This window comes from Niallia circulans, from assembly GCF_007273535.1.
Lineage (GTDB): Bacteria > Bacillota > Bacilli > Bacillales > Cytobacillaceae > Niallia > Niallia circulans_B.
Window position 1 is genome coordinate 599,726 of record NZ_RIBP01000004.1, and the last position, 14,194, is coordinate 613,919.

General features: G+C 37.4%; 12 protein-coding genes. 4 read left to right on the forward strand and 8 right to left on the reverse strand.

All coding sequences use genetic code 11. The features are described from left to right. Nucleotides 1-33: 33 nt before the first annotated feature. The gene (locus tag CEQ21_RS10905) at nucleotides 34-729 is read left to right on the forward strand and encodes an aspartate/glutamate racemase family protein (RefSeq protein ID WP_185764620.1); all 696 of its coding nucleotides are present in this window, start codon (nucleotides 34-36) and stop codon (nucleotides 727-729) included. Between the two features lie 74 nt (nucleotides 730-803). On the opposite strand, the gene CEQ21_RS10910 is transcribed toward CEQ21_RS10905, so the two are convergent. Beyond that, nucleotides 804-1,646 carry an STAS domain-containing protein gene (locus CEQ21_RS10910; RefSeq protein WP_185764621.1) on the reverse strand — a complete coding sequence of 281 codons (843 nt, stop codon included), beginning with the start codon at nucleotides 1,644-1,646 and terminating at the stop codon, nucleotides 804-806. Nucleotides 1,647-1,797: 151 nt separating this feature from the next. Further along, on the reverse strand, nucleotides 1,798-2,649 hold the full coding sequence (locus tag CEQ21_RS10915) for a VOC family protein (RefSeq protein ID WP_185764622.1): 852 nt from the start codon (nucleotides 2,647-2,649) through the stop codon (nucleotides 1,798-1,800). A 154-nt stretch (nucleotides 2,650-2,803) separates the two neighbouring features. Here CEQ21_RS10915 and CEQ21_RS10920 point away from each other — a divergent pair, with 154 nt between their 5' ends. Continuing rightward, nucleotides 2,804-3,115 (forward strand): winged helix-turn-helix transcriptional regulator, encoded by a 312-nt coding sequence (locus CEQ21_RS10920; RefSeq protein WP_185764623.1) that lies wholly within the window; start codon nucleotides 2,804-2,806, stop codon nucleotides 3,113-3,115. Nucleotides 3,116-3,234: 119 nt separating this feature from the next. On the opposite strand, the gene CEQ21_RS10925 is transcribed toward CEQ21_RS10920, so the two are convergent. The 6 genes from CEQ21_RS10925 to CEQ21_RS10950 form a co-directional block, all read right to left on the reverse strand. Next, nucleotides 3,235-3,468 (reverse strand): excisionase family DNA-binding protein, encoded by a 234-nt coding sequence (locus CEQ21_RS10925; RefSeq protein ID WP_127740191.1) that lies wholly within the window; start codon nucleotides 3,466-3,468, stop codon nucleotides 3,235-3,237. Nucleotides 3,469-3,859: 391 nt separating this feature from the next. Further along, a complete protein-coding gene (locus CEQ21_RS10930) occupies nucleotides 3,860-5,911 on the reverse strand; it encodes a bifunctional diguanylate cyclase/phosphodiesterase (RefSeq protein WP_185764624.1) in 2,052 nt (683 codons plus the stop codon). 192 nt (nucleotides 5,912-6,103) lie between these two features. Further along, nucleotides 6,104-6,703 (reverse strand): class I SAM-dependent methyltransferase, encoded by a 600-nt coding sequence (locus tag CEQ21_RS10935; protein ID WP_185764625.1) that lies wholly within the window; start codon nucleotides 6,701-6,703, stop codon nucleotides 6,104-6,106. Nucleotides 6,704-6,814: 111 nt separating this feature from the next. Then, a complete protein-coding gene (locus tag CEQ21_RS10940; RefSeq protein WP_185764626.1) occupies nucleotides 6,815-8,485 on the reverse strand; it encodes a glycoside hydrolase family 13 protein in 1,671 nt (556 codons plus the stop codon). Nucleotides 8,486-8,699: 214 nt separating this feature from the next. Beyond that, on the reverse strand, nucleotides 8,700-10,289 hold the full coding sequence (locus CEQ21_RS10945) for a response regulator (RefSeq protein ID WP_185764627.1): 1,590 nt from the start codon (nucleotides 10,287-10,289) through the stop codon (nucleotides 8,700-8,702). Continuing rightward, nucleotides 10,286-12,103 (reverse strand): cache domain-containing sensor histidine kinase, encoded by a 1,818-nt coding sequence (locus tag CEQ21_RS10950; protein ID WP_185764628.1) that lies wholly within the window; start codon nucleotides 12,101-12,103, stop codon nucleotides 10,286-10,288. The genes CEQ21_RS10945 and CEQ21_RS10950 overlap by 4 nt, the downstream gene beginning before the upstream one ends. Before the next feature lie 381 nt (nucleotides 12,104-12,484). Here CEQ21_RS10950 and CEQ21_RS10955 point away from each other — a divergent pair, with 381 nt between their 5' ends. Both CEQ21_RS10955 and CEQ21_RS10960 read left to right on the forward strand, forming a co-directional pair. Further along, nucleotides 12,485-13,336, forward strand: a complete 852-nt coding sequence (locus tag CEQ21_RS10955; protein WP_419181613.1) for a carbohydrate ABC transporter permease — start codon at nucleotides 12,485-12,487, stop codon at nucleotides 13,334-13,336. Further along, nucleotides 13,336-14,163 (forward strand): carbohydrate ABC transporter permease, encoded by an 828-nt coding sequence (locus CEQ21_RS10960; RefSeq protein ID WP_185764629.1) that lies wholly within the window; start codon nucleotides 13,336-13,338, stop codon nucleotides 14,161-14,163. The genes CEQ21_RS10955 and CEQ21_RS10960 overlap by 1 nt, the downstream gene beginning before the upstream one ends. Nucleotides 14,164-14,194 lie beyond the last annotated feature (31 nt).

Consider the following 14,194-nt stretch of genomic DNA (forward strand, 5'->3'; position numbering starts at 1 on the left):
ATGCTTTTGAAAACTATAAACAAAGGAGAAAACATGAAAACAATTGGACTAATCGGCGGACTTAGCTGGGAATCAACAGCAGACTATTATCAAATCATTAATACTTTAGTGAAAGAAGAGCTTGGAGGATTAAATTCTGCAAAATGTTTAATCTATTCCTTTAATATGGAGGAAATGGCTGTTCTTCAGCGTGAAGGAAAATGGGAACAAGCAGCTCAATTAATGGAAGATGCAGCCAAAACATTGGAAACGGGCGGTGCAGAGGTTATCCTTATTTGCACGAACACGATGCATAAGGTGGCACAAGAGGTGCAAGAAGCGATTTCCGTTCCCCTTATTCACATTGCGCAATCAACTGCACGAAGCATTACAACAAAAGGTCTTAAAAAAGTTGGTTTGCTTGGAACGAAATTTACGATGGAGCAAGATTTCTATAAAGAAGTTCTTGATCAATACGGCATCGAAACAATCATTCCAGAAGCTGTTGAGAGAGAGGATATTCACTCAATCATTTTCGATGAGCTTTGCCAAGGAAAATTCTTCCCAGACTCGAAGGAACGTTATTTAGAAATCATCCGTAAGCTTTGTGCTGATGGTGCAGAAGGAATTATTCTTGGATGTACAGAAATTCCCCTATTGATTAAGGATGAGGATATTGACATTCCTTTATTTAACACAACTTACCTTCATTCCAAAGAGGCTGTTGACTTCTCCTTTGGCAAGGAATAATCAATAAAAAACTGCACCGTAAAAACTTACGGTGCAGTTAATTTTGTTAGGAAAGGAAAATAAATGATTGCTAATTACTCACTAAAAAATTCACTGTCTTGGGCAATCGCTTTGCTTAGTGTGGATGCAATGGAAATATCATTAAAGGATAATCCTAACTGAATCGCAGTTGTGGCAATCTCCGGCCTGATACCAGAAAGTGTGGAATGAACTCCAATTAAACTCAATCCATGAATCAGCTGAAAAATTTGGTGTGCTACCATCGTGTCAATAATGATGACTCCAGACAAATCGATAAACAGCTGTGTAACCTTCTTGTCAGCACATTGTTTAATAGTATTTTCCAAAATAGCAGCAGCACGCGCTGTATCAATGTCGCCAACAAGCGGCAGCAATGCACGGTTTTTGCTGAGCAAAATAACAGGCGAGCTGAGTTCATTAATCATTTCCTGTTGTGCCTGAAGCTGTTTAATGGAGTTTTCATGGAATTGTTCTGTAAATTGGACGATGACAATATCAAATATCCTCACTATGCTCCGATTCCAAGCTGTAATGCGTTCCTCTGGAACATCGTTCTGTTTCTGAAACTCCCTCACTACCTGAAAATATTGCTCTCTCGTTCGGATGAATTCTCTAATGATAAAATGAATAGGAGTTTCTAAGTGCTCCTTATCGGAAGCAATGGCTACCACCCATTCCTGAAATTCCTTCAGAAAACTTTCCTCTTCCTCGATAAATACCTTTGCTAAGTAATAATGAAAATCGTTATTTTGCTTTTTTAATGTTCGGATAACCTCCAGATTATCGGAAGCGTATACACCGTTAGGATCTGTTCTATCCAAATTTGCATACCATTCATCAGTTAATCTGTCCGCATTTTCAATGAAATAGTTATATAACTGTTCATTCTTCTGCAAAATGTTCCCACCTATCTAAAATTTATGCTTGGAAATTTCAAAGGAAAAAACCGACTAATTATCTTCCTCTTCTTTAAACATCACTATTTAAAATTTTAATAATAAAGTGGGAATTTCGCAATTTTTTTTATCATGAAACTTGAAATATTATTTAAAGAACTAAACGAATAGTATTTCCAGACGGATCTTTAACATAGTAAGCATTATTATCCTGCTTCACCTCTGCATTCATATCTGTCAGTCTTGCAGCTATTTCCTCTCTTGCAGCATGACTTGGGACCTTCAAGTCAAAATATTTCATGCCAGGATTTGTTTCCTTCGGTGCAGGAGCACCAACTCCATTCCATGTATTAAGGCCGATATGGTGATGGTACTTGCCAGTAGATATAAAGAAGGCTTGTGTTCCATATTTCTGAACTATATCAAAGCCTAAGCCTTTCACATAGAAATCTGCCGTTTCCGCTAATTCGGCAACATGAAGATGAATATGTCCCATTTTTGTCTCTTTTGGCAAGCCATTCCACTGTAGTTGACTGCCTGAATCCAACACACCTTGAGCATCCATTTGTAACGTGTCCATTTTTACAAATTCTCCATCCCAAGCCCATTCATCCGCAGCACGGTCACGATAAATTTCGATGCCATTTCCCTCTGGGTCTCCAAGATATAGTGCCTCACTTACATTATGGTCAGAAGCCCCTTGCAGCGGGTAGCCGCTTTCCAGTAAATGCTGCAATTGCGCGCCAAGATCCTCTCTTGTCGGTACAAGAAGGGCAAAATGATATAATCCTGTTGTCCGTCTTCTTTTGTCTTCTGCTTCCTCAAGCTTTTCTAAATGTAACAACGCTGTTTTCCCGTCTGCACTTAAAGCTGCCTTGCTGTCAGTCTGCTCTAATATTTGAAAGCCGATAATCTCTTTATAAAAGGAAATCATTTTTTCTAAATCTTTTACTTTTAACGTTATATGCTCTACATATAAATTTGGGTACTCATGAAAACTCAAGTGAACCCCTCCTATCGTTAATATCATTTCACTTACTTTATGTAAGTAATTATATTTTAATAAATAACAATTGTAAAGTAACTAATTTATAAATGATAATACTTTTACTTAAGGTAATAACTATTGTATAATAGAAAAAAGGAGTGAATTTATCATGAATCCATCTGTCATTTGTCCAAGGTTTGAAAAAGCCATGGGACTGCTAAGTCAGCGTTGGACTGGTTTGATTATTTATCAGCTCCTAAATGGATCTCAGCGCTTCTGCACCATTGAATCATCTATTGGCATCAGCGGGCGTCTTCTTTCAGAAAGGCTTAAGGAATTAGAAAAACAAGGAATTGTCTTACGGGAAGTCTTCCCTGAAATTCCTGTGCGTATAGAATATTCTCTGACTGAAAAAGGCCGTTCATTACAGCCACTAATGAACGAAATTGAAAAATGGTCGCAAACCTGGCTGGAGCCGTAAGCTGACAAAGCACACTGTTTGTGTCCAGTTTAGTATTTCCGCCTTGACACAAACACATGAACAAAAGGCGAATGAGCTTTATCCCCATTCGCCTCTTTTCTATAGAAAGAGATTCTTGTTTAATCTTCATCCTTAATATCTTTATCTTCTGGTATTGGTTCGTTTTCCAGTTCTTGTATAAGAAGCTGATATTTTTCCAGCTGCTTAAAATGAGTCTTAAACTGATCTTTATAAATCAGCACATTCCCTTCCTCATCATGCAATACTCTAACTTTTCCCTGCAACACTAAATTTTCCACATATGAAACAGATACAGACAAATATTCAGCTGTTTCTTCTATTGTTAAATACATTATTTTTTCACTCCTCGTCTGTCTACTATATCATAAATTCCAGTCTCTACCGTCCGCTATACATCTAAATTAAAGCTTCATAAATATCATACATTCATTACTTTAACTTAATAATACATTAATAGTAGCTAAATGGTTATTGGATATATTATAGAAGTAAGAAGCAATCATATCGGAGGGATGCAAAATGTTAAGCACAATCCTTAATGGTTTATTTCTAGTAGAAGTAATCGGCATTTTCTCACTGATTTTTTATTGTTCTTTTATTCAAAAACCGAAAAAAAGGAGAAACCTGTAAGCAATAGAATACTCCTGGATGCATCTCTTTTTTAAACAAAAAAGAGCTTCTTTTTTGTTTAAAAACAAATAAAGAAACTCGTTGCTTTCTTAGTTAACAAATAGTTAATTCACTTATAAATTTCTCCCGCCAGTCCTCCAGCTCTGATAGAACCATCGGCTTGGCATAGAAATAGCCTTGAAGCACTTTACATCCATCTACATGATATAAATAGTCCACTTGCTGAGCTGTTTCAACACCTTCAATAACAATATTCAAGTGCAAGGAATTCCCTAAAGCAATAATTGCTTTCATAATTTCCGAATCCTTCCGGGAACCTGGTACGCCGTCAACAAAGGACTTATCGATTTTTAAAGTAGAAACTGGCAGCCTCTTAAGGTACGATAGCGAAGACACTCCTGTACCAAAATCATCAAGAGCAACTGAAAAGCCACTGTTTCTGAATGCATGTACTGCTTGGATTGCTCCTTCAATATTTTCAACAGCGCTTGTTTCCGTCATTTCAAGCTCTAATAGCTCTGGTTCAAATCCATATTTGTCAATTGACTCTCTCAAATAAGACATAAGCCTTGGGGAAGTCACATAAGGACCAGGAATATTAACAGACACCTGTATTTTTTCTCCGTTTTTCTCCCAGCTTGCAATCTGCTGACATACTCTGTCAATAACCCAATCAGTCACATCAAACATTTTGTCCGCTGATTCCAGAATTGGAATAAAAACTGCTGGCGATAAAAATCCATACGTGGGATGATTCCATCTCAACAAAGCTTCTAAGCCTGCTAATCTCTCAGACACCATTTCCACTTTTGGCTGATATACAAGGTAAAAGTGATTTTCCCTCATAGCCTGTTCGACATCGGCAACAAGTGTGTTCTGGAAGGACTGAATATGAACCTCCGGATTGTAATGAATCACTTCATGATCATAGCGCACAGAGTGATGATTTAAAACAGCTATGGCATTGTCATAAAGCAGCTTTTCATCCCGTTTCTTATCAAGCAACGAAAGGGCAAAGACAGTATTAACAATAATCATTCTGTCCTTAATATTTATGGCTGATGAAAGAATCGCTGAGATCTGAAAAGCCATTTCCTCCAGTTTTTTATTATCCTCCTTGCTATTACTTATAAACCCGAGCCTATTCCCTTCAATTCGATAGACCGCGACGGTTTTCGGTTTAAGCTTAACTATTAGCTGTTCAATGTATCGGATAATTTCATCACCGAAGTCAAATCCATACGTACTATTCCATTTTTCCAACTCATGAATATGGAGAATGGCTAATCCATTAACATTTCCGGGAGTATGAATAATATTTTCAAATTGCCTTCTATTCGGCAATCTTGTTAACGGGTCAAAATAATTAATTCTATAATCAACATAGCGGTCAAGCAATGCCGATAAGCCGGATATAAGCAGAATCACAAATGTCCCCGCTGCAACGGCTAGAATTAATATTCCTACATTCATTTCATGCATTATGCTGTAATCTAAATACTTATCTGCAGCCACATAGTACTTCACCGCATACATTCCGGTATAGTGCATACTAGCGACAGCAAGTCCCATTATAATCGAAGTTAACAGCTTTAAAAGCAGATTACTCATATATCTGTTCAAGCGTGAAAAAATAAATAGTGACACAAATGATACTGTTATCGCAATGATTACTGATAGGATAAAATATTTAAGCTGATAAACATACTTTACATCCTTCATAACCATCGCCATCATACCTACATAGTGCATGGCAGAAATACCTACTCCCATGACAATACCTGAGATTACTATCGTTTTAGTCGAACGATTTCCAGAGCTTGTCATATAAAACGCGAGGAAGGACGCAAGCATCGCAGGTAATACAGATATAACGGTCAAACCTATATTGTAACTCATCGAAGTCGGAAGCATTAGTGCACTCATCCCGATAAAATGCATGGACCATATCCCAAATCCCATTGTTAGCGATGCAAGGGTCAGCCATACATAGTGATGAAAGAAGCTATTGTATCTTATTCTCTCATTCATGGATAGAGCAGTATAAGATGAAATACACGCAATAATAATGGATAATGCGACAACAGGCATAGAATAATGGCCTTCTAAATAAACTACCTTACTGCTATCTGGCAACGAAAACATATATTTTTCTCCCTTTTACTCAATTTATAGCAGATTAATGATTAATAGCATTGTAGTTTATCAATTGCCATCACAAACTTTAATCCTATGTCCTTTTTACTATATACATATGACTATATAGGATAATCATTGGTTCGACAAGATATGCAGATACAGTACTTTTTTCCAATTCGCACAGAGTACCTTTCTTTCTTAGTAAAGCCTGTAAACAACAAACTTTTCCCTCGATTCTTTATGAAAAGCAGGGATGGAAAATACAGTTTCTCTTACAAAGGAGGGATGTTCATCCAACAGGAAAATATACTCATCTGATGGATAATATAAGATGATTTTAATGCTTCGCTCAAACTGCTCTGTTGAAAATAAAATATTATTTATTACTTTTGTAAATATCTTGATTGAAAAAGGATTAAAAAAATAAAAAATTGTATCAGCAGGATCAATTGCATATTCTTCCGCTTTGCATAACAAAAATTGTATGTCCTCCTGCTTCTTAGTGCTTCTAAAATAGCTCTGTTTATTTCTCTGGGCATCCTCATAAAATACTTCATTCATTTCAATCCCAACACTTGTGAGCTGGAATAAATGATGAAGTAAAAATAGCAGCCTCCCTTTTCCACAGCCAAAATCAATGAGCCGGTCGTCTGGTTGAAGCTGATACTCCTCAAAAAATACTTTTAAATATTCATATGGAGTCGGTTCATAGCGATGATAGTGGAGTGAGTTATTAAAGCCAGCCTGCTCTCCTTCTGTTTTTATGCGCAGGATTTTATCATAATCTTTTCCTTTCATAGATAGAGCTCCTTTTTTGTCTTGCTTTTTCTTACACCCACTATACACTTATTCCAATAAATTGATAAGCAAAAAAAGCTTAACCATATTGGCTAAGCTTTCTCTTAGGAACTAACTGATAAAATATACTCTTGTTTCGTATGGCTTAAGAGCTGTTTGCTTGCGAAGCTTCTTATCCCTAACCTCATAATTATGAAGGGCAAGCTCTGAATATTTGTAGGTGAGTTCGGAAGGAACCTTAAATATCGTCGGCTTATCACTGAAATTGTTAATGATGATTGCCTGTCTTTTCCCTAAGGTTCTTGTATAGACAAACAATCTTGGATGGTTTGCCAATAATAGCTGATAGCTTCCATAAGTAAATAATGGGCTGCCTTTTCTCAAACGTATTAGCTCTTTATAAAAGGCAAGGATAGAATCAGAGTCCTGCTTTTGATCCTCGACATTTATCTCCAGATAATTAGGGTTCACACCAATCCATGTATGATTCGAAGTTGTAAAGCCAGCCATATTTTCTTTATTCCATTGCATTGGGGTTCTTGCATTGTCACGGCCCTGCTTCCAGACAACGTTCATGATGTCCTCATGAGGCACACCCTTCTCTGATTCGACTTTATAGAAATTAATCATGCCAACATCATCATAATCATCAATAGAAGGGAATTGAACATTTGTCATGCCGATTTCCTGACCTTGATAAATAAATGGCGTTCCCTTCATAAGGAAATACATGGCAGCAAGCATTTTAGAGCTTTCCTTCCAGTAGCGCTTATCATTTCCCCAAGAAGACACCCTGCGGGGCTGATCATGGTTTTCAATAAACAAAGCATTCCAGCCTCTGCCCTCTAATCCGTTTTGCCATTTGGAGAGCACTTTTTTCAAGGCAATAATATCTACCTTATCTTCCTCGTCTTTATTCCATAAACTTAGGAACTCAAACTGAAAAATCATATTGAAATAACCTTGCTCCTCACCAACCCACTTATCTGCATCATCTAAACCGACACCGTTTGCCTCGCCGACCGTCATAATATCATAATTCTTAATTGTTTTATTAGCGAACTCGCTCAAAAAATCATCAATTCCATGGACGTTCATCATGTAAGGGAAGCTTGGTACATAATCCAAATGATTCGGATTGTATAAGTCCGGCAAGCCTGGGGCCTTTTTTATATGGGAGATGGCATCTACTCTGTAGCCATCAATTCCCTTATCAAGCCACCAGTTAACCATGTTATAAAGGGCTTCTCGCACTTCTGCATTCTCCCAGTTAAGATCAGGCTGTCTTGCTGAAAATATATGCATGAAGTATTGCTCTGTTTCTTCATCGAATTTCCATGCAGAACCGCTGAAAATAGACTCCCAGTTGTTCGGCTCTTTTCCTTCCTTACCGTCTCTCCATATATACCAATCTCGTTTTGGATTGTCTTTCGATGAGCGTGACTCAATAAACCATGGATGTTCATCACTCGTATGATTTATGACCAAATCCAGAATCAGCTTCATGCCTCGTGCGTGCACCTCATGAAGAAGCTCATCAAAATCCTCCATCGAACCAAAGTCTTCCATAATATCCTGATAATCCGAAATATCATAGCCATTATCATCATTCGGTGATTTGAACATAGGAGAAAGCCAAATGACATCAATGCCAAGGTCTTTCAGATAATCAAGCTTTGAAGTGACACCCTTTAAGTCACCCACTCCATCACCATTGCTGTCCATAAAGCTTCTCGGATAAACTTGATATGCTACACTTTCTTTCCACCATTTTTTGTTCATCTATACGCACCTCATCTATTCAAAAGTCCAAAGAGCTAGTTTGCGCCCCTTTGCCTTGCTGGTTCACTATTTTGATATGTTTCCTATATATTCTAAAGCATCCCCACCAGATTGAAACTGCTTATATTGAGCAAATAGGGTGGAATATATTGAACATCCTTTTACCCTTATATTAGTAAATAAAACAATTTAGACCTATTTTTCATGTTTTCAACTATCCGTTAATCTTCGAATCTCTGTATTCATTTGGGGTAACTCCAACTGTTTTCTTAAACAGCTTACGGAAATACTTATCATCCTGATATCCTATCAGATTAGCAATCTCATATACTTTTAGCGAGCTGTTCACAAGCAGAGATTTAGCCTTTTCCACTCTTATTTTAGTTAAATAGTCAGTAATCGTAACATGAAATTCTTTTTTGAACTTACGCGAAATATATTCTCTGCTTATATAAAACTGTTCTGAAAGCTCCTGCAATTTAACATCTCTGTTGAAATTCGCAATAACATATTTTTCAATTTCATAAATAATGCTTCTTTCTTTACTTGAAGCAGCTCTTTTCACTTTTTTCAAGAACACAGCTATTTCTCTTGTAATATAAGCCTTATATTCCTCAAGAAGAAAGCTGCCCTCTGGTTCAAAAAAGGCATCCGTTCTATTGGTGGCACTATCCCATGCACTTGGAAGAGGAATTTGGAAGTGCTTATACCACCGTTCTCCAACAATCCGATATTCCTTTTCAAAATGCAATAGCTGCTTCCATGATAAAAAGCCGTTCTCTGTAAATTCATTTTCTATTTGCTGAATAATGTCTGTAAATGCGCCAATTTCTCCTGTTTGCATTGCCATCTTAATCGCTGTGTTGTGTTTCATTAAGCTTTTCCACTCTAGCTTAGGCAAAACCGGTTTAATATAAACTCTTGTTTCCCGTTTTTCAAGAACATTCCTAGATAACAGCTGCTCTTTTCCCAATTCATAAGAATCCATCAGCTTTGCAAGCTCACTTACAGGTCCGCCAACCGCTATCGGACAGGAAATATTAAAGGCTGCACGGATTTTTTGATAGATTTCAGTCAGTTGCCTGTCCACATCCTCAGCCTTATTCCAAAGAATAATAGCGATTTCTCCTTTATTCGCTAAATAGCGAAACGCAATGCCGGTTCTTTTTTCATTTAAGGCTTCACTTATAATATTCAGGATCGAAAAATAAGCTAATTCCCTGTCCTTGTTGAATTGCTCGATTGTTTTTTCCGTTAAGGACATTACAGCAACCCGGTATTCACTTGCCAAATAGAATTGGAATTCGCGAAAAACCTCTTCGTTGACAGATCTGCTTGTTAAAAAATGAGTTAGTTTTCTGTCCCGGTATGCAGGCTTCATCTTGTTAACAAGCTGGTCAAAGTTCAGCTTCTTTTTTCTGTCTAACTCCTCTTCATTCCATTTTTCCACTGCGTTTTTCAGGGTATTATTCAAGATTTCAGGATCAACTGGTTTTAATAGATAATCAAAGCTGTTGAAATGAATTGCTTTACGCATATAATCATAGTCATCATAACCTGTGATAACAACCGTTTTGCTTGTCGGTCTATTTTCCTTAATCCATTCAAGCAATTTTGTTCCGTCCATTTTCGGCATCTTCATATCTGAGAAAATTAATTCTGGCTTAAAGCGCTCAATGATCTGAATTGCATCTTCCCCATTGCTTGCCTCATAAATCTCTTCTATATTATTCTCTTCCCAATTCGCAAGCAGCCGAATGCCTTCCCTTACATGCTTTTCATCATCAACGATTAAAACCTTCATTTTTCCTGCACCCCATTAAGTTTCTTCGGAATATATATTTCTACCATAAACCCATGTTCTTCCTTGCCGCTTATGATCATTTCAGCCTGATTGTTATAATAAATTTGCAGCCGTTCATAAATATTTTTCAGGCCGATCGATTCCCTTTGACCAGGTTCAGTGACAGCATCCTTCCTATACAGCTTTTGCCTGATATCCTGAAGCTGCTTTTGGCTGACCCCCTTGCCATTATCACTAACAGACAGAACAATATAGTCATTTAATAATGTGGCCTGAATTGAAATTTCCTCCTGCTTGTCCTGGTCACCAAAACCATGTTTGAAGCAATTTTCAACAATTGGCTGGAGAATCATTTTCGGGACATGCAGAGTCCCAATTCCTGGTGCAATTTCAATCGTGTACTCAAAGCGCTCATCAAACCGCTGCTTTTGCAAGGCTAGGTAGCTTTTTGCATGCTTAACTTCCATCGTAAACGGAACAATGTCCTCCTGCATATTCATGCTATACCTCATAATGTTTGATAAAGACGTAAGCAGCGAGTAAACATTTGCAGCTTTTGCCTTCAATGCCAATGTTCCGATTGATTGAAGACTGTTATATAAGAAGTGCGGATTAATTTGGGACCGTAACACTCTTAGCTGTGAAGCCTTATTCTCTATCTCCAGCTTATATTCTTTATCAATCAGCAAATTAATCTTTTCTATCATTGATTTAAAGTGTTTGCCGAGCATGCCAATTTCATCATTTCCTAACGAGTCAAAATCCGCTTCCAGCTGGCCTTTTTCTACCTTTTTCATATTGGCAATCAGTACTTTAATCGGCGCTGTTACCTTAACAGAAACAAGTGATGTAATTAATAACACAATCGCTAACGCTATAACACCAATTAAGCTATTCATCACAACAGTTTCTCTTGCTGTCTGGTACAAAACGGCATAAGGAATCCGCTTTGCTATATACCAGTCTTTTTCTTGGACAGAGAACTTCTGAAATACAATCACACCTGAAAAGTCCTTATCCTCCCATTCCAGACTGTGCTTGTCTCTCTCTTTCGTCATTTTATTAAACCAATTATCTGCCATCCCTTTACCTATTTCCTCTTTAGATGAGGAATAAATGATTTTTCTTTGATCATCCACAATATACAAATCTTCATCCCCTGCTGTATAAAGCCGTTCTGCTATGCTCGCAATTCTTGACAGGTTGATATCAATGGACAGAAAACCAAGAAAATCCTCTGATGGGATGTTTCGAATGATATTATGAAAACTTAACACATTCACTTTCTCTGAATTGGGTATTTCAGAAATATTGTTGTAACTGTATATTTCATGTGGCGCCTCAATAAGAGAATAGTCTGTCGTATTCGTTTTAAATTGAGCATAATAAGGGTGATCAAAGACATTTTTGTACTTAACTCTGGCACTGATTTTGCTGTGATAATTTGTATAAGAGTCAGAACCATTGTTAATGTACAGGTGCATTTGCTCTATTTCCGTCCTTGTATTAAACAAATACGCAAGCAGCCTTCTGACCTCTTCCTCATTAACCTTGCTGTCATCAGATATGCCATTTCCAAGTACATTCATGAAAGGAGTATAGCGATACAGGACAGACGACATCTGGGCAATATCCTCGAGATAGACGGACAGCTCTTCCTCACCTTTTTTGATAAAGTCATAGTTGGTTGTGACAGATCTTTCTTTAATAGAGTCAATCGTATAGTAATAAGTAATGATAATGCCCGTTCCGAAAGGGAGAATTGTTGCAATCATCAGCAGCAGTATCAGTTTCTTCCGAATTCCCCATCTCATCTGTTTGGTCAGCAGCTCTTAGGTGTTCTCTCCTGACCTCCCCTCCCTTCTATATGTACGAATCATGTTGCACAAGTATGAGCAACTTTTTTTCTTTTATCACATTACTTCTATTAATATATTCACTTTCAATAAATTACTATTTTAAAAAAACACTTCTATTTGCGAAAGTGGCAGTTTAATATTTTCCACCCTTCTCGTCAATGTAAGCAGTTTCATAAAATTCGTTTATAACTTACATTATACATACAGGAGGTGCGGAAAGTGAACAACGAAAATAATTTGCAGGAACAGAATAGTTCCAATATCATTACACCTAATAAAAGAAATACAAAAAAATCTGTCACTACAGCCAAGAAAAAGAGGCTTAAAAATGCAGGGCTGTTCACACTGTTTGTAGGTCCTGTCTTCCTCGCCTTTACTATTATTGTTTTAGTCCCATTCTTTACAGGAATCTATTATTCTTTTACTGATTGGAACGGTATAACAGGACAAATAAAATGGGTTGGACTGGATAACTTCAAATATTTGTTTACAGAGGATAAGCAATTCCAAGAGTCATTTTTACTGACGACGAAGTATACAATTGTCGCCATTGTATTGACGAATCTTATCGGCTTTGGTCTGGCGCTTCTTGTCACTCAAATGCTGAAAACTAGAAATATACTGCGGACTGTCTTCTTTATGCCTAACCTTCTCGGCGGCTTGTTGCTTGGATTCATCTGGCAGTTCATCTTCGTTAGAGGATTTGCTTCCCTTGGAGAATTAACAGGCATTCCACTCTTTGAGTTGGCTTGGCTTGGAGATGCTAATACAGCGTTTTGGGGAATTGTTATTGTCAGCGTCTGGCAAGGTGCCGGTTATATTATGATTATTTATATTGCTGCATTGCAAAATGTACCACAGGAGCTTATTGAAGCAGCTAAAATTGACGGAGCAAACAAATGGCAAATATTACGCCATATAACAATGCCTCTTGTTGCGCCTGCTGTAACAATTTGCTTGTTCTTAACAACAGCATCTTCCTTTAAGATCTTTGATGCTAACCTTTCCCTAACAAACGGTGGACCATTTAAGTCAACTGAAATGTTAGCGCTTAACATTTACACTGAAGCATTTGTCAATAACCGCTATGGTATCGGCGAAGCAAAAGCTTTAATATTCTTCCTTGTTGTGGCAACAATCTCTGTCCTTCAAGTTACACTGTCTAAGAAGAAGGAGGTTGAATCTTAATGGGCAACAAATATAATGGAAGAACCTTTATTCTAGAAATATTTGCGATCTTAATCGGGCTTGTCTTTTTAGTGCCATTTTATTACGTAATTTCTAACTCCTTAAAGCCATTTGCGGAAATTTTGACGAATACATCTGCATTGCCTAAGGCACTTCAATTTCAAAACTATGTTAGTGCATTTGAAAAACTTGATTACTTAAAGGTTTTGAGTAATTCATTAATCATCACAATAGCAAGTAATATCGTTCTTGTTGTTTTCTGTTCAATGGCTGCGTACATGCTTGTCAGAACAAAAAAGAAAATTTCTAATATCATCTTTATGTCCTTTGTGGCAGCAATGATTATTCCATTCCAATCAATCATGATTCCTTTAATCAAAACAGCGGGAAGTCTTAATCTGCTTAACAGCATCTGGGGACTTGTTATCATGTATTTAGGTTTTGGATCTGGTATGACTATCTTCTTGTATCACGGATTTATAAAAGGAATACCGGTAGAATTGGAAGAGGCAGCCATCATTGATGGATGTTCACGATTCGGCTTATTCTGGCGCATAGTCTTCCCGCTCCTTAAGCCAATAACTGTGACAATTGTAATCTTAAACAGCCTTTGGATCTGGAATGACTATCTGCTTCCATCCCTAGTCTTACAAAATCCAGATTTAAGGACGATTCCTTTGGCAACCTTCTTCTTCTTCGGCCAATATACGAAGCAATGGGATTTAGCACTTGCAGCATTAATGCTCGGTATCATCCCATTATTAATTTTCTTCTTTGCGATGCAAAAACACATCATCAAGGGGATTACAAGCGGCTCTATCAAGTAATGTACTTAACGGGATCTACCTCCATCCTTTC